The 17,530-nt window shown below is 58.2% G+C and carries 14 protein-coding genes; 13 read left to right on the top strand and 1 reads right to left on the bottom strand.

The window, feature by feature from the left end:
• Positions 1-58 precede the first annotated feature (58 nt).
• From HDE75_RS10770 to HDE75_RS10710, 13 genes are all read left to right on the top strand, one after another.
• A complete protein-coding gene (locus HDE75_RS10770; RefSeq protein WP_183677830.1) occupies positions 59-3,445 on the top strand; it encodes an FG-GAP-like repeat-containing protein in 3,387 nt (1,128 codons plus the stop codon).
• Between the two features lies 1 nt (position 3,446).
• On the top strand, positions 3,447-7,568 hold the full coding sequence (locus tag HDE75_RS10765; protein WP_183677832.1) for an RHS repeat-associated core domain-containing protein: 4,122 nt from the start codon (positions 3,447-3,449) through the stop codon (positions 7,566-7,568).
• Between the two features lie 27 nt (positions 7,569-7,595).
• A complete protein-coding gene (locus HDE75_RS10760) occupies positions 7,596-7,784 on the top strand; it encodes a hypothetical protein (RefSeq protein ID WP_183677834.1) in 189 nt (62 codons plus the stop codon).
• A gap of 113 nt (positions 7,785-7,897) precedes the next feature.
• Entirely contained in the window at positions 7,898-8,437 is a 540-nt protein-coding gene (locus HDE75_RS10755; RefSeq protein ID WP_183677836.1) for a GspMb/PilO family protein, read from the top strand.
• Positions 8,437-8,985 (top strand): hypothetical protein, encoded by a 549-nt coding sequence (locus tag HDE75_RS10750; protein ID WP_183677838.1) that lies wholly within the window; start codon positions 8,437-8,439, stop codon positions 8,983-8,985. Before HDE75_RS10755 ends, HDE75_RS10750 begins: the two co-directional genes overlap by 1 nt.
• A gap of 46 nt (positions 8,986-9,031) precedes the next feature.
• Complete coding sequence (locus tag HDE75_RS10745) at positions 9,032-11,344, top strand: cohesin domain-containing protein (protein WP_183677840.1); 2,313 nt, start codon at positions 9,032-9,034, stop codon at positions 11,342-11,344.
• Between the two features lie 9 nt (positions 11,345-11,353).
• Positions 11,354-11,845, top strand: a complete 492-nt coding sequence (locus HDE75_RS10740) for a type II secretion system protein (RefSeq protein ID WP_183677842.1) — start codon at positions 11,354-11,356, stop codon at positions 11,843-11,845.
• Complete coding sequence (locus HDE75_RS10735) at positions 11,839-12,234, top strand: type II secretion system protein (protein ID WP_183677844.1); 396 nt, start codon at positions 11,839-11,841, stop codon at positions 12,232-12,234. Before HDE75_RS10740 ends, HDE75_RS10735 begins: the two co-directional genes overlap by 7 nt.
• Positions 12,221-12,697, top strand: coding sequence for a type II secretion system protein (locus tag HDE75_RS10730; RefSeq protein WP_183677846.1), 477 nt, complete (start codon positions 12,221-12,223; stop codon positions 12,695-12,697). The genes HDE75_RS10735 and HDE75_RS10730 overlap by 14 nt, the downstream gene beginning before the upstream one ends.
• Before the next feature lie 51 nt (positions 12,698-12,748).
• Positions 12,749-13,945 (top strand): type II secretion system F family protein, encoded by a 1,197-nt coding sequence (locus HDE75_RS10725; RefSeq protein ID WP_183677847.1) that lies wholly within the window; start codon positions 12,749-12,751, stop codon positions 13,943-13,945.
• Positions 13,946-13,948: 3 nt separating this feature from the next.
• Entirely contained in the window at positions 13,949-15,643 is a 1,695-nt protein-coding gene (locus HDE75_RS10720; RefSeq protein WP_183677850.1) for a GspE/PulE family protein, read from the top strand.
• A complete protein-coding gene (locus HDE75_RS10715; protein ID WP_183677852.1) occupies positions 15,594-16,451 on the top strand; it encodes a hypothetical protein in 858 nt (285 codons plus the stop codon). Before HDE75_RS10720 ends, HDE75_RS10715 begins: the two co-directional genes overlap by 50 nt.
• Positions 16,448-16,990, top strand: coding sequence for a hypothetical protein (locus tag HDE75_RS10710; RefSeq protein ID WP_183677854.1), 543 nt, complete (start codon positions 16,448-16,450; stop codon positions 16,988-16,990). The genes HDE75_RS10715 and HDE75_RS10710 overlap by 4 nt, the downstream gene beginning before the upstream one ends.
• Before the next feature lie 293 nt (positions 16,991-17,283).
• On the opposite strand, the gene HDE75_RS10705 is transcribed toward HDE75_RS10710, so the two are convergent.
• On the bottom strand, positions 17,284-17,490 hold the full coding sequence (locus HDE75_RS10705) for a hypothetical protein (protein WP_221291843.1): 207 nt from the start codon (positions 17,488-17,490) through the stop codon (positions 17,284-17,286).
• Positions 17,491-17,530: the final 40 nt, after the last annotated feature.

The raw sequence follows: 17,530 nt of genomic DNA, 5'->3' as shown, positions 1-17,530 counted from the left end.
GGTGTCCTGCCCTGTTTGTATGTGGAGTGCGCCTTGCGCTGGCATGGAGAATAGATTGATGACATTTTGTACCATCGGCAAGCAAGGACGATTTGCGGGTTCCCTGGAGCGCTATCTGGCTGGCGCCGTTCTTTCTATTGTCTGTCTTGGCGTGCAGGCGCAAGGCGTCAGCGTGTCCAGCAGCGGCACGCCAAGCTATGCGATACCGATCGCCGTACCGCCGGGCATAGGCGGCATGACGCCGAATATCGGCCTGCTGTATAGCGCCAGCGGTGTTAATGGGCCGGTCGGTTATGGCTGGAGCGTACAGGGCATTTCGCTCATTACCCGTTGTGCGGGCAATAAACGCACCGATGGCGTGGCCCGTAGTGTTGAATATACGGGCAATGACAAATTATGTCTCGATGGCCAGCGGCTGATACAGACCGATGCGGCCGGCAATCCTGTTGCGAACCAGCAGGGAGATAGCCTGGGCGGCGCCGGCATGGTGCGCGAATACCGTACGGACAAGGATATTTATGCCCGCATTCGCGCCTACGGCGCAAATGGCGATCCAGCCAATGGGCCGGCCTATTTCAAGGTATGGACCAAGAGCGGCCAGATTTATGAGTATGGAAATGCACCTTCGGGCGCGCAGATCAATGTAACGAACAAAAACATACTGGCGGCGTGGGCGGTTAGCCGCATCAGCGATACGGTCGGCAATTACATCGATTTTCGTTATGATCAGCGCGATGTGGCCTGGGGTAGCGGCCCGGCCGTGAACAATGCGACACTGGGTCACGAATGGCGCTTGAAAGAAATTCTCTACACGGGCACGGCGGCGCAATTGCCCGTGAACCGGGTGGTCTTCGAATATACCGAACGACCTGACCGGCCGCGTGGAACCGCGCAAGACCGCTCGGAAGCCTACCATCAGGGCGGCAAGAACGTCAGTATCTGGCTGCTCGACAAGGTGTCGACCTATATAAACTGGCCGGCGAACCAGGCTGCCAAGCCTGCTAATGCAGTGCATGTCAAATCGATCAAGCTTGACTATGACAATGGTCCGGTGACGTCACGTAACCGGCTGGTCAAGGTGCGCGAATGCGCCGATAGCAATATCACCAGGTGTTTGCCGGGTACCACATTCACTTATGCGGCTGGCGGTGGCTTGAAGTACGCGTCGAATGAAACGTTTAACAGCTCAGAATTGTCGACCACGGTCATGACCAGCCTGAAAGGCGATTATGGCGTCTTGACGGGTGACTTCTTCGGCAATGGCCGTACCAGCATCCTGCGCTGGTCGGATGTGCCCGGTGAAAACCGGCTGTTCCGCAGCGATGGCGATGGCAAGTTTACGGCCATTCCAAACGGAGCAGGCGCAGGACAGTTCAATATCACGGATCAAAATATATTCAAGAGCGATGGTTGCTTTGTTTCTGTTGCCGCTGATTTTAATGGTGACGGCCTGACCGATATATTGCGTACGCGCGGAAGTAAAACTAGCGGCTGTGGCAATGTATCGAATATTTTATATCTTTCCAACGGGGACGGATCATTCAATGTCCGTCCTATCGTTGGCATGGATAACGATTTGTGGAAGATGGCAAGCTCCGAGGAGGATCGTTATGACTGTTCCAGGCCTCGCGATCCTTCGCTTCCATGCGAGGAAAGTGGCATCTATCTGGGCGTTGCACGCTCGCTAGGAATTACATATTATCTGATGGACGTAAATAATGATGGCTTATTGGATATTGTTACGACTGTCAATCCTTCCTATACAGTAACCAAGAACCCTTTGAGTAATGCCGAATTGTGCGCCAATCGGGTATGCAGCAAGGTGTTTCTTGGGCAACGAGATGGATCGTTTGTTGAACTTCAGTCGACTAACCTAACTCATGTATCGCTGTATGGTGAACCACCAGGCATATCTAGTGCCGATATCTCCTATGTCAGTGATGTGAATGGTGATGGTCTGGCCGATCTTGTCGTCAATAGCGGCATCTGGATTTCCAGAGGCGACGGCAACTTTGATTTTGACCCGGCACATAGACTGGTCTACGCTTGCGACTTTCCTATGGACTTTAATGGCGATGGACGTACTGACTGCATTAATCCTGCTGCCAATGCCAGTTTCCAAAAATTATGGATTGCCGATGGCACTTATATACAGAAGAGCGCTGGCAATTCCAATCTCGCAGAAATGGGGCAGGGACTGGTTGAAACTGACATGTATAACCGGCAAGTTAAAGGCATCCAGGTAGCCGATTTTAACGGCGATGGCCGTTCAGATATCCTGCAATGGAAAGACGATCCGTCCAAGAACGTGATTTATGTCAGTAATGGCGACGGCACGTTCAGCGTCGGCGACTTCAATCTCAATACGGCGAACGACCAATTACAAAAAAGCGATGGCAGCGCGCGGTTTGTGCTGGGCGATTTTACGGGACGCGGTACGATCGAAATCCTGCGCCTGAAGGCCTCGCCGTCGGCCAGCAGCGATGCCAGCCGTAATATTCTGTACGCCAAGAACGACGCCACGCCAGCCGATCAATTGATGGCGGTGAAATCGGGCAGCGGCATTACCACCAGCCTGACCTGGGTACCCTTGACCAATTCGGTCAGCGGCAGCCTGGGCGCGCGCTACAAGAGCGACCGCGGTACGCCCGAGGCGGCCGTGTATCCGATGGTTGATGTGCTGGTGCCGACCTATGTGGTGGCGACCTTGACGGCCGACTCCGGTTTTGCCGGTGCACTGCAAAAGACTGAATATGCGTATGCCGGCATGAAGATGGCCTACGACGGCCGCGGCTGGCTGGGTTTCCGTACTAATTCAGTCCAGAATACGGCGCCGAATGGCGAAAACCTGACGGTCACCACGCAAACTATACAGAATGGCCCGAATCCTGGTCCGGCCAGCGTCACGGAAACCCGCCGCGGTGCACTGGATCAGCCGAATGCGCAGTTGCTTAGCCGCAGCAGCTTTATCTATTGCGACAAGACGGCGGCAGCAGGCGCCCAGGCGTCGGCCAGCCCCGGCGCGCCATGCGCCACCAGCGCCAAGGTGCAGCGCCCGTATCTGTACCAAAGCATAGAACAGGGCTGGGACCTGGAGTGGGTGGAATTGCCGACGGTAACGACCACCAATAGCTTCAACAACAGCGGCGACGCGACCGAGATTGAGACCGTCACCAGCGCGGTTAGCCTGGGACAAAGCAGCAGTAAACGCACGAAGAATGAATACCATGCGGAAAATACCAGCGGCGACAGCTGGATACTGGGCCGATTGAAAAAAGCCACGGCGTTCAGCGATGTCACAGGCAGTTCGAGCCTGCTACCGACGGTGTCAGGCGGTGCGCCGACCACGGGCACGGGATCTGATCCGAATGTCACGCCGGTCACGCCGTCGTTCAATCCTGCAGTGATGATGTCGATCATCGAGCTGCTCCTGGGAGATGATTGAGATGGCCTTTCACTTTCATAATAAAATCAATCATTCTCTGCCAGCGATGGCAAGGGTCGCGATGCGTCAACTTCCCCGCTTGCTGATCGCGCTGTGCGCGTTCGGCGCTAGCGTAGCCCAGGCGCAGTCGCCGGCCAATCCGCTGGCCTATAGCCGCTCCAGTTCCTTCGAATATGACCCGGCGACGGGTTTGCTGAAAAGCGAAGTGGTCGAGCCGGATACGTCGTCCTGCGTCACCACCAGCTATGTGTATGACGCTTACGGCAATAAAACCACCGCGACCACTTCCGATTGCGGCTCCGGCGGCCGCGCCGCGTTCACCAGCCGTAGCAACAGCAGCGTGTATGCCGCCAGCACGGTTACGGTAGCCGGCATCGGCAATGTTAGTGTACCGGCAGGCACTTTCCCCACCTCCGCGATGAATGCGCTGGGGCATAAGGAAAGCAAGCAATTCGACCCCCGCTTTGGCGCCTTGACGGCCCTGACGGGGCCGAATGCCTTGACCACGCAGGTGCAGCTCGATGACTTTGGCCGTACCGTGCGCGAGACGCGCGCCGATGGCAGCAGCACCATTACCGCCTACTGCTATTTGCCGGACAGGAATATTGACGACGTCAGCTCGAACAGTCCCAACTGTCCGGCACCGTCAAGCACCGAATGGACGAAAGAGGCGATCAGCTTCGTGCATGTCGAACTGCGCAATAGCGCCGATGTCAAGATCGGGCCATTTTCACGCGTGTATATCGACCGGGCCGGGCGCAAGGTGCGCACGGTAACGGAAGCCTACGATGGCGCGGCGCAACCGGGCGGTACCAGCCGCCTGGTGGTGCAGGACACCGACTATAACGAGCAGGGCGCAGCGCTGATCAGCACGCAGCCGTACTTCCTCGATTCGCAGTCGTCGAGCAGCAGTGGCAGCGGCGACTATGGCATGAGCATGAATGTCTACGATGCGCTGGGCCGCGTAGTGCGGGTGTATACCAGCGATCCGCTGGGCCGGCATGGCAGTTTGACGTTCGGCAAGCGCCGCACCATGAATGCTGCGAAGGAAATTATTTTTTACAAGGGCCTGTCGACGACGTACGAGAACGACCATGGCCAGCAGCGCCTGGAAGAAAAGAATATCGATGGCAAGCTCGCACGCGTGACCAACGCCTTGGGCGCCCAGCTGGCGCACCAGTACGATGCGTTCGGCAACCTGATCCAGACCCGCGATGCGCTGCAAAATATCATTACCGTGCAATACGATATTCGCGGCCGCAAGACGTCGATGAACGATCCGGATACCGGGCTGTGGCAGTACGACTATAACGCGCTGGGTGAACTGGTGTGGCAGCAAAGTCCAAACCAGCGTGTGCTGGGCCAGTCGACCACCATGGAATACGACTTGCTGGGGCGGTTGATTAACCGTTCCGAGCCGGAATATGCCAGTTACTGGCGCTATGACCGTTATCTGGACGGCAGCGCATGCAGCAAGGGCATCGGCAAGCTGTGCTCCAGTGGCAGCAGCAACGGGATCAGCCGCAAGGTAACGTACGACAATCTCGGCCGGCCGGTCAATACACGCACGGACGTGGCCGGCGGGCCCAGTTTTGCCAGCGGCGCGCGCTTCGACGCGAATGGCCGCCTGGCAAGCCAGATCTATCCCACCGGCGTGCAGGTCGACTATCAATATACGCCCAAGGGTTTCCTGTCCTCGGCGACCCTGGCGCAGTCGGCCAGCATCACGCCACTGCCGGGTGCAAACGGCGCTGCCACCGCGCCACCGACAGCGCGCGCAGCGGGCAGCCTGTTATGGCAAGGGCAGTTCTATAACGCCAGAGGGCAGGCTGAACAGCAATTCTATGGCAACAACGTCACGGTGCGCGCCGATTTCGAACCGGTTACCGGGCGTGTGCGCAGCAATACGGCCGCCTTTACGGGAACAAACGCAGCGATCCTGAATTACCAGTATGAGTGGGACAGCCTGAATCACCTCGTCACGCGGACCGATGCGAACGGAGAGGGAAACAATGTAGCTGTTACCGATAAATACGATTACGATCCTATCGGCCGCCTGGTCAGCGATACGGTATCGTCGACAGCGATTCCTGGTAACCAGCGTATCGTTACCCTGCAATACAACGCCCTGGGCAGCATACTGTACAAGAGCGACGTCGGTACCTACAGCTATCCGGCGTCGGGACCGGGCGTGGTGCGTCCGCATGCCTTGACCAGCGTCAGCGGTGCAGTGCCGGCCAGCTATACCTATGATGCGAACGGCAACCTGACGGACGCCAGTGCGGGCAGCTACCGCAAGATCAGCTACACCAGCTTTAACTTGCCGGATGCGCAGAATGGCCTGGCAGGACCGAACGGTTATCCGCGCTACAGCTGGCAGTATGATGAAAATCACCAGCGCGTGAAGGAAACCCGGGTCAGTGCCAGCGGCACGCGCGTGACGTGGATGATGCATCCGGACAATGCCGGCGGCCTGGCGTTCGAAAGCGAGCAAAACGGCGGCAGTATCAGCAACCGGCATTACCTGTCAATCGGTGGCATGAGCCTGGGCGTGCTGGTGACGACGGGCAGCCTGCCAGCGCTGGGTGCGGGGCAGATGGAGCCATGGGTGCCAGCCAGCCTGGTCATCGTGAAACTGGAGTACTGGCATAAGGATATGCAGGGCAGCCTGATCAGTACCACCGACCATAACGGCACGCTGACGGCGCGCTATTCCTACGATCCATTTGGCAAGCGTCGCACGGCCGGCGGCAATTACGACGCCAGCGGCAAGCTGGTGTATGACTGGAACAATAGCAGTAGCGGCACCGACCGGGGCTATACGGGCCATGAGCACTTGGACGACGTGGGCGTCATTCATATGAACGGCCGCATTTTCGACCCGCGGCTGGGCATGTTCATGCAGGGCGATCCCTTTATCCAGGATCCGATGAACCTGCAGAATTACAACCGGTATGCCTATTGCTATAACAATCCGATGACGTGTACGGATCCGAGCGGGTATTTCAGTCTCGGTGGTTTCTTGAAAAAAACAGTCGGCATTGGTTTGTTTGTCCTGGATCCTCTCAGTTTTATTACCGCCCGTGCGATTGCGAGAACCAAAATTGGCTATCAGTTAGGCTCTGTAGCCATCAGCATCGTGTCGGTGGTTTTCTGTGAGGGCGGTGCCGCAGCATGTAATGCCGTTGGGCAGGCAGCTTGGGCTGGTTTTTCGGGTCAATCATTTATGAGCTCGGTTCGCATCGGCTTGGTGAGCGGTGCAACCAGCATGGCGATGAACGCCGTGGGATCCACTTGGGCTGGTGCCGGAACAGAAGGTTACACAGATTATTCGAAATTCATGAATACCGTGGGTCACGCTGCCGTTGGCTGTGGATCTGCATTGGCGAACGGAGGTAGCTGTAAAAGCGGTGCGATGAGTGGCAGCTTTTCTGCAGCTTGGGGAAATTACGGACTTGGCTATGCGGCCGGTAATACTCCTGCAATCCTGGCGCAAAATACCACGATATCGGCAATTGTCGGTGGAGCGAGCTCCAAATTGGGAGGGGGAGAGTTCTGGAACGGTGCGCAGACGGGAGCGTTTGGATATTTATTTAATCAAGCTATGCATAGTGGGGATTGTGACAAGGCTTGTGCGCGCTCAGAAAGACTTAAGAACTCTCCATTTGGCAGGGTAATTAAAACCATTACTAATATTATGGATTCTTTCTTAAATCCTCCCTTGTATTCGACATCTCCTCCACCTGTTATAAATGCAAGTCTAGGTTATGGTGCTTCTGCCCTGCTTGCTCCAGTGGGATACTCAGTAGATGGTGGATTTGCTGTGGATACAAACCTTAATGTTTGCGCGTATGTTACTTCTTGCAATATGATTGGTGGAACGGCAATGATTTCGCACGGTGCTGTAGGGAGTGTCGGATCTGGGCCTTTGACTACTGGAGTTACTGAATACAATGGAGCATTTTGGGCAGGCGGAAAAGGTTTTGCTGGAACAGGTCAAATTTTACGTGATCAAAATGGAAACATTGTATATGGTCGTGCTATTATTGGGCCTGGTCATAGTTTGACTATCGGAGGAGGAGTCCTCTCTTGTACTGTAAGAAACTTATGTGTTAGTGATTAATTTTTCAATCGTGGGAAATGGGACAGAATGGAAGATAAAAAAAAGTCTGTAGGTGGAAAAATAAGTTTTGCTGGTTTTTGTGTGGCATGCGTTGGACTTCTTATTGCGATTTACATAAATCGTGAATTTGGTGCGATTATTGTATGGATTGCTTTTTTTATTTTTATTTTCGGAATGGCGAGAACGTGGATTGACATGATTTGGCGAAAAAAATAGATTGGTAATATTGTTTTTAATTTTTACTATGTTGAATGTGCGGGTATTGGGCGCCGTGAAATTTTTTGAAGATTATAGTTTATTGATAGTATATATATTGTGGTTTATATTCGATGTATTCTTTAAAGAAACTAAAGAAGCTCCATTTTTCCAGTTCGAAACACTGGCCTTGGCTAGCCACAGCCGCCATACTGTGCGCCACCGCCTGGCTGTTTTTTGCCGAACTACCCGCCCAGCGCGCCGAGACCCAGGCTGCGCAGGCCAAGGTGCGCATGCTGGAGACGCAATTGCTGGCGCAATCGAACGTGGCGGCAACGCAGCCGCAAAACTTGCCGGCGCTGCTGGCCGGTTTTGACAGCCTGTCGCTGGTGATGGCCGACCTGCAGTCGCTGGCGGCGCAAAACGGTTTGCTGATGTCGGATGCATCCTTCAAGCCTGCTGGCGAGAATCAGGCCGATGCCGCAATAGGACGGGTCGAGGTCAATGCGCGCATCAAGGGCGCGTATTTGCCGTTGAAGAAAACCCTGGCCGCCATGCTGGCTGCGCATGCAGGCCTGGCGCTGGAATCGCTGTCGCTGCAGCGCACGCGCGCCAGCGATGTCGTGACCGATATCGATGTGCGTTTTACTTATTTTTACAGGAAGCCAGCCTGATGGCGATATCGATGCCCGTCTTGCCGACCCGCAGGCAAGGCTTATGGCTGGCGGCGCTGCTCACGGCCGCGCTATGCGGCTGGACCGCCTGGCGCGAACAGGACGACGGCGCTTCGTCTGCGTCTGCCAGCAATGCCGCACCGCACAGGCGGGCCGTGCCTGCTATTTCCCCGGCGCCCGGAGCTGCAGTTATCAGCGCCGGGGCGGATGGTTTGCTGGAGCGCGACCCGCTGGTGGAGTCGAAGACAGACCTGTTCCGCTTCGTCAGTTTCCAGCCGCCGCCACCGAAAGCCCTGCCACCTCCGCCATCGCCACCGCCGCCAGCACCGAGCGCGCCCAGCTTCCCTTATCGCTATTTTGGACGCATGGTCGACGTCGATGGCAAAACCGTCACTTATTTGGCGCGTGGCGATGCACTTATTCCCATCCATGTGCGTCAGTTGTTGGATAATACATACCGCATCGATGCAGTGACAGAAACGCAGATCGTGGTGACGTATGTGCCGCTGGAAGAAAAAATAATGATCGCCGTACAGACCGGCAATTAAATGGCCGGCGCCGATGCGGCGTTTATGAATAACAGGGAGTAAGGCATTGCGTTACAAGGGAATTTATCTGGGCTGGGCTGGCGCCGTGTGCAGCGCCGCCTTGCTGACGGGCTGCAGCACGCAATATATACGCGACGATGCCCAGCGCCAGATCGGCGCCGGCAAGTTTGAGGAAGCCTTGCAGGCTTACGACAAGGCTTTGCTGAACGATCCGGAAAGCGTGATCCTGCGCACGGGGCAGCTCGCGGCGCGCGACACCATCCTGGCGCGCCTGCTGGCGGCAGCGACGGCGGCGCGTTCGCGCGGTAATGAAACGCAGGCGCAGGAAATCCTGCAGCGCGCGCTGGCGATACAACCAAACGACGACAGGGCCAGGGCCATGCTGCTGGAAATCGAACGCGATGCCCGGCAAAAGGCGGCCATTGCCAGCGCCCGCGAGCTGATAGAAAAAGGCATGCGCGAGCGCGCCATGCTGGTGATCGAGGCGGCGCTGAAAGACACGCCTAAAAATGCAGAGCTGCGGGGCTTGCAGCGGCAGCTGGAACTGGCCAGCAAACAATCCGAGCTGAGCGCGGCGCGGCTGGCCGAGACGCGTCCCATCTCGCTGGACTTCCGCGACGCCAATCTGCGCATGGTGCTCGAAGCGCTGACGCGCAACAGCGGCATCAATTTTGTGCTCGACAAGGATGTGCGCCAGGATTTGCGCACCACCGTGTTCCTGCGCCAGACGCGCCTCGACGATGCGCTCGAACTGCTGACGTCGACCAGCCAGCTGACCTACAAGGTGCTCGATGCGGCCACCGTGCTGATCTATCCGAAAACGCCGGAAAAGGCCAAGGAATACCAGGACCTGGTGATCCGTGCCTTTTATCTGTCCAGTGCGGACGTCAAGCAAACCGCCTTGCTGTTGAAAACCATGCTGAAGATACGCGAGCCTTTCATCGATGAAAAGCTGAACCTGATCATGGTGCGTGAAACGCCGGAAACCATACGCCTGGCCGAACGCCTGATCGCGCTGCACGATATGTCGGAACCGGAAGTGATGATGGAGGTCGAGGTGCTGGAAATCAAGCGTTCCAGCTTGACCGAACTGGGTATCAAGTATCCCGACGGCTTTAATCTGACGCCGATCGCGCCTGCCGGTTCGGATGGTTTTACCCTGGGTAACCTGAAAAGCCTGAACCGTGATTCCATCGGCATCAACCTGCCCGATGTGCGCATCAACCTGCACCGCGACGTGGGCGACGTGAATATCCTGGCCAATCCCAAGATACGCGCGCGCAACCGCGAAAAAGCCAAGATCCTGATCGGCGACAAGCTGCCGGTGGTGACCACCACCGGCAGCTCCAACAATAACAGCTTCATTTCCGAATCGGTGCAATACGTCGATGTGGGCTTGAAACTCGAGGTTGAACCGAATATCTATCTTGACGATGAAGTAGCGATCAAGGTTGGCCTGGAAGTCAGTTCGCTGGTGCGCGAAATCAAGACGGCCGGTGGTTCGCTGGTGTACCAGATCGGCACCCGCACGGCCAGCACGGTATTGCGCTTGCGCGATGGAGAAACCCAGCTGCTGGCCGGCTTGATCAGCAACGAAGAGCGCATGAGCGCCAATCGTGTGCCGGGCATCGGCGACCTGCCGCTGGTGGGGCGGCTGTTTTCATCGCAGCGCGACGATGGACAGCGCACCGAGATCGTGCTGTCGGTTACGCCGCGCATCGTGCACAATATTCGCCGCCCAGACCTGAACCAGGCCGAATTCTGGTCCGGTACCGAAAATGATGTGCGCAGCCGGCCGTTGACCTTGCCTGCCGTGGAAAAGCCGTCGCCGGCCAAGGGCGCCGTGCCGGCTCCGGGCCTGCCAGGCACAATGCCGCCTTTCGTCGCGCCCGGCGCGCCACCTGGCATGGCGCCCGATCAACAGGGCGCGGCGCCTGCGGCGGCTGTACCGCAAGTGGCCGTGTCGCTGGTGGGGCCGCAGGAGGTCAAGGCTGGCGATACCTTCACGGTGCATGTCAATGTGAAGGCGGCTACCGCCTTGCGCGGCATGCCGCTCAAACTGCAGTTCTCGCCGCAAACCCTGCAAGTGGTCGACGTGGACGAGGGCGCCTTTTTCACGCAGGACGGCGCCACGGCCAGTTCCAGCAAATCGATGGAGCAGGCCAAGGGCCTGGCATCGATGGCGGTCTTGCGCACGGGCGCTGCCGGCGTCAAGGGCGAGGGCACGATGATGAGCTTCAAGTTCAAGGCCCTGGCCGCCGGCCCGGCCGAAATTCGCGTCCTGTCGGCCAAGTCGATTTCCTCGACGCCGATCGATGCCGAGACATTGCCTGCGCCGCTGCGCGTGATGGTCAAGTGAGTGCTAGCCATGTTTAAGTCGCGCCGTCCTGGCCATGCGCTGCGCGCCGGCTACACCACCATCGAGCTGCTGGTGGTGATGGCCGTGCTGGGCATCCTGGCGACGGCGGCCATGCCGCTGGTTGAATTGACGGCGACGCGCAACAAGGAACGCGAACTGAAGCAGGCTTTATGGGAAATCCGCCGCGCCATCGATGGCTACAAGCAAGCTTATGATGCCGGCCGTATCGGCAAGACTGGCCAGGGCAATGGCTATCCGCCGTCGCTGGCGGTCCTGGTGCAGGGCGTGCCTGACCTGACGGCAGGCGGCCAGACCATGTATCTGTTGCGGCGCCTTCCCAGGGACCCGTTTGCGCCAGCCGATGCAAAGGCGGAAGCGTCATGGGGCTTGCGCAGCTATCTGTCGCCGCCGGAAGCGCCGAAGGAGGGCGAGGACGTGTTCGACGTCTACTCCACTTCGGACAAGGTGGGCATGAACGGCATCGCGTACCGCTTATGGTGAAGCAATTCCCGCCGCCATGCCCGTGCCGCGGCTTCACCCTGATCGAACTGCTGGTGGTGATGGCGCTGATCGGCATGCTGCTGTCGTTGTCCGTGCCGCGCTATTTCGGCAATGTCGACAAGGCCAAGGAGTCGGTATTGCGGCAAAACCTGGCGCAGACGCGCGACGCGATCGACAAGTATTTTGGCGATAACGGCCGCTATCCCGATACGCTTGATGAAATCGTGGTGCGCCATTACCTGCGCAAGATGCCGGTCGATCCGATCACCGACCGCAGTGACAGCTGGATCGTCGTGGCGCCGGAAAAAAAAGACATGGGCAATGTGTTTGATGTCAAGAGCGGTGCCACCGGCCGCGCGCGCGACGGGAGCGAGTATGCGTCGTGGTGATGTTTTTGCGGCCCAGCGCGGCTTTACCTATGTGGCGATGCTGTTTGCGCTGGCGATGTTCGGCATCGGCCTGGCTGCCGTTGGCGTCTCGTGGAGCGCTGCCACCCAGCGCGAACGGGAGGAAGAATTGATCCAGATCGGTCAGGCGTATGTGCGCGCCATCGGCGACTACTATGCGCAGGCGCCTGGCTCGGTGAAAACGTATCCCCCCACGCTGCAAGACCTGGTCGAGGACCGCCGCTTTGTCGGCGTACGGCGCCACCTGCGCAAGGTGTATCTGGATCCGGTCGGCAAGGGCGCCCAATGGGGGCTGGTCAAGGCGGCCGATGGCGGCATTGCCGGCGTGTACAGCCTGAATGAGGGCGTCCCCTTGCGCCGGCAGCCGTTGTTGTTGCCGGGCGCCGCACCGGTGATGGGTGCGCGTTACGCCGACTGGAAGTTTGTCTATGTGGCGGCGCCATGACGGCGGCCGCTGTTGCGGCGCCAGCTGCCTGCCTGAACGGATTTGATACCGATGCAATTTAAGATACGTACTTTCCACGCCGCCTCGGGCGCCATTGCCGAGCGTACGCTGGAAGGAGAGGACGCTGCCGCCGTCACGCGCATGGTGGAGCAGCAAGGCTACGCGGTACTGTCGGTCACTGCCCAGGGGCGGCGCGTGCGGGTACGCGGCGCGTCCGGCCTCAGGGGATTCAACCTGGTGCTGTTCTGCGACGAGCTGCGCACCTTGCTGTCATCCGGGATGTCGCTGGTGGAGGCGATCGACACCTTGTGCACCAAGGATAACGACGACGCCAAGCACACCGTCTTGCTGGAGATCAGGCAGATGCTGCTGGAGGGCAAACCGCTGTCGTCGGCGCTGGAACTGAATCGCCTGGGTTTTCCGCCCTTGCTGATTGCCTCGATCCGCGCCAGCGAGCGCACCAGCCGTCTCGACGAGGCGCTGGAAGAGTATGTGGCGTATGAAAAAGTGGGACAGGACCTGGGCCGCAAGGTGGTCAGCGCGGCGATCTATCCCAGCCTGGTGATCGGTTTCGGCATGCTGGTCTGCCTGTTCATGATTTCTTACGTGGTGCCGCGCTTTGCCAAGGTGTATGACGATTTCTCGCAGAAGCTGAGCTTTTCGACCGTAGTGCTGATGAAGGCTGGCCAGCTTTCCAGCGATTACCTGGGCCTGATCCTGGCCGGTTTGGCCGCGCTGGCCGCGCTGGCGGTGATTGGGCACCGCAACGGCAAGCTGAAGATTTTCCTGCTGCGGGCGCTGGGACGATTCAAGTTCGTCCAGTATTATCTGCGCCTGTACCAGTTGGCGCGCATTTACCAGACCATGTCGATGCTGCTCAAGGGCGGCTACACGCTGTCTGACGCCATTCCGCTGGCGCAGAACCTGGCCTTCGAGAAAAAATTGCAGGACCAGATACTGCGCGCGCGCGGCGTGATCCAGGAGGGCAAGCGCCTGTCGACGGCGTTTGCCGAGAACGGCTTGACGGACAGCGTGACCGAACGCCTGCTGCAGGTCGGCGAAAGGTCAGGAAACCTGGCGCGCATCATGGACATCATCGCCCAGACCTATCGCCAGGAATTCACCGTATTCATCGACCGCGCAACGCGCGTGGCCGAACCGATTCTGCTGATGGCCGTGGGGGTGATGATCGGTGCGATTATTATTTTGATGTATATGCCGGTTTTCGACCTGGCTGGAGGAATTTGACAGATGAAAAGCGATTCCGGTTTACCGGGCCTGCTTCCCTTGAGCGCCCTGCTGGCGCGGGCGAGGGCGCGCGCGCGCGATAGTGGCCAGCCGCTGGTCAGCGAACTGGCGGCGCTGGCCGGATGTGGCGTTGACGCCATCGCGGCTGCCGCACCCGCCCAGCTCGATATGCCTTTCTATCCGCTGGCGGCCATGCTGGCCAGCGCGCCGGAATTTTCGCTGCTGAGCTTTACCGACTGTGTCAAACGCGTGATCTATCCCTTGCGCCTGGACGGCGGCGATTGTTTCGTGGTGGACGATCCCTGGGACGACCACGCTCTGCAATGGCTGGCCAACAAGGTGGGTAGTTATCCGGCGCTGGCCTGGGGCAGCAAGGCCGACATCCTGGCGGCGCTGGAGCAGGCGCAGCACCGCATCAAGGCATCGAGTGGTCTGTCCGGTGGCGTGCCCGAGCAGCGAAGTGCCGCTGGCGATGGTGCAGGAAATGTGATTTCGATCGAAACCATCGAGCGCAGTAGCAGCCCCATCGTGCGTTTTGTCGATGCAGCGATCTATGATGCATGGAAGGCCGGCGCCAGCGATATCCACTTCGAGTGCGACCGTAATGGCGTCAAGGTCAAGCTGCGCCTGGACGGCGTGCTGGTGCCTGCCTCCGAATTGCCGGACCGGATACGTGCCGAAGAGGTCATTTCGCGCATCAAGGTGCTGGCGCAGCTGGACATCGCCGAGCGCCGCGTGCCGCAGGATGGGCGCTTCCGCATCGAACTCGGTGCGCGTGAGCTGGACTTTCGTGTCTCTATTATGCCGAGCATTTTTGGCGAAGATGCCGTGGTGCGGCTGCTTGATAAAACCCAGCTGCGCGGCGACGCCCATGCGATTTCGCTGGCCAGCCTGGGCCTGGACGCCGATGCGATCGAGCGGATACGCCGGCTGGCGAAAAAGCCGCACGGCATGCTGCTGGTGACCGGGCCTACCGGCAGCGGCAAGACCACGACGTTATATGCGGCGCTGACGGAAATCCAGACCGGCCAGGAAAAGATCATCACCATCGAAGATCCGGTGGAGTACGAATTGCCGGGCGTATTGCAAATTCCCGTAAACGAAAAAAAGGGACTGACCTTTTCGCAAGGACTACGTTCCATCCTGCGCCACGATCCCGACAAGATATTGGTGGGCGAGATACGCGATGCGGAAACGGCTGAAATCGCCGTCCAGGCGGCCTTGACCGGCCATCTGGTGTTTACCACGGTGCATGCGAACAGCGTATTTGACGTGATCAGCCGCTTCGCGCACATGGATATCGATTTATACAGCCTGATGTCGGCCCTGAACGGCGTGGTGGCCCAGCGCCTGATACGCTCCAACTGTCCTGTGTGCAGCCAACCCGAGGCCGCCAGCCCGGGGTTGATCGAACGGCTGAAACTGGCCAACAGGAACCTGGCACACCTGACGCTGGCGCGGGGACGCGGATGCGAGCATTGCCGCCATACCGGCTACAAGGGGCGCCATGCGCTGGCCGAGGTGCTGCCGTTCGACGATACGCTGCGCACGATGATACTGAACCGCGCCGATGTCACCGAGATCAAGCGCTACGCGCTGGAACTGGGTGTGCGTCCGCTGAACGTGCGTGCACTCGACCTGGTGGCCAGTGGCGCCACCACCATCGAGGAAATTGACCGGGTGGTGGCGCATGATTGACGCTTACCATCTCTATCTCAATAGCAGTGAAGTATTAGCACGGCGGCAGTGCGGTTGGGGACCCTGGCGCCGTCAGGAGGAATTGCTTCGATGGCAATGGAATGCTACTGCGCCGTCCAGCCTGAACCTGGATGCGCTGGCATTGCGCAGGCGCCGCCATGCGACCCTGAGCGTTCATGTGGGCTCGGCGCTGGCAAAATTCATGGTACTTGAACTGCCGGCCGGATTGGAGGACGGACTGGAAGAGCACGCGGCGGCGCAAGCGCAGATGCAGCATCAGCTTGGCTTGAATCCGGCGCAGTGGGAATTGCGCCTCGATCACCTGCCAGCGCGGGGTAAGGTGGTGGCCTGCGCGTTGCGCGCCGACGTTGCTGCACGGCTGCGGCAATTGGCACGCGAGCGTAATATGCGGCTGGTTTCTTTACGGCCATTTGCCGCCACCGCGTGGAATGCCTTGCAATTGCAGCGCGAAAAGCAAAGCAGGGCGCCTGATTCTGCCGGCGCGCTGATGCTGGTGGAAAAAGACGCGTTTACCATTGTGATTGAAAAAGACGGTGCGATCGATGCGATGAATGCGCTGGCGCATCGCCGCGAAGCGGACCTCATTAACCGGGAAGTGCGGCGCTTGGCGTATGCGCTGGGCGATCAGGCGCAGCAGCATATCCGGCTGGCTATCGCCGCTGACCTGATGCCGCTGGCGTCTTTGCATCGTGAGAAAGTAGTGTTGCGTGATGATTATTTGCAACAGCGCCAGTACATGGATTTTCGCGACCTGCTGTTTTTGCCGCCGCTAGAGGTGGCGCCATGATATTGCAGCTTGAATTCATTGAACAGCGGCGCGTACCCTGGCTGGGCTTGCTATTCCTTGCGATCTCGCTGGGGGGCGCGGGCGTGGCCTTGACTGAGTCGCTTGCGCTGCGGGAAGCGGCGTCGAGCCACGTGCAGCGCGCCAGCCAGCTTGAGCAGGCGTTGCAGGAGCGTCGGCGCTCCATTCTGCAGCAGCAGGCCAAAAACGATCCGGAAAAACAGCGTCAGCAGAAAGAGCAGGCGAAAATCATCGCTACCCTGCGGTATCCGTGGACGCGCGTCATGGCATCGATTGAGCAGGCTGATGCAAATGATGTGGCGATGTTGTCGTTATCGCATGAGCAGACGACCGGGCTGACCCAGATAACGCTCGAGGCGCTCGACACTCAGGCGCTCGTGCGTTTTGTCGATGCGCTTAACGAAGGGGGTGATGATGGGGGCGACGTCGGAACGCAGAATAAGCCCTGGTATATAGCAAGCTACCAGCTACAGCCGCAAAATAATCCGCAAACCGTTAAGGGCGTGGTGTTGAGCCGATAGCGGAAGCGTCGCCATACAGCATAGTACCTACAAGGAAGCAACTGCTGCATTGTATGCCGCCCGTTATCGATCGCCGCAACAGCAGCGGCAAGGGCAATTTTTTCAAGTGCTGAAGATGTATAAAAAGTAAAGGATGGAAAATGGCTGTTTCGCATCGCTGTCCATGCAGCGACAGGCGGAAAGAGATTGGTTTTTTAATAAAAAATCAGCAATAATATTTACTGTATTTACGTAGCCGACACTGACATATTAATTTCTAATGATGTCATTCTGTTGTTAGCCGCATATCGTGCCTAGTCCTTCACTTCATGCTCCATGGATTGCTCACATTTAAGCTGTAATTGCTGCATGGCGTCCGGCGCCATCGGAGCGGTCATCATGGCGCGATAGTTTTTGCATTCATTGGTTTCCTGTTGGCTCTGCTCCGTGGGCTGCTTCGATTGGCAGGCAGTCAGGGCCATCATGGAGATGGCTGCGATCATCGCGGTCATTGATTTCATGCTGTCTTCCTTATGTAAAAATACACTATACCGTGGCCAG

Origin of the sequence: Janthinobacterium silvisoli, assembly GCF_014200725.1 — a bacterium.
GTDB lineage: Bacteria > Pseudomonadota > Gammaproteobacteria > Burkholderiales > Burkholderiaceae_D > Janthinobacterium.
Note: the sequence above shows the minus strand (reverse complement) of the source record. Positions and strands in the feature narration are given on the sequence as shown.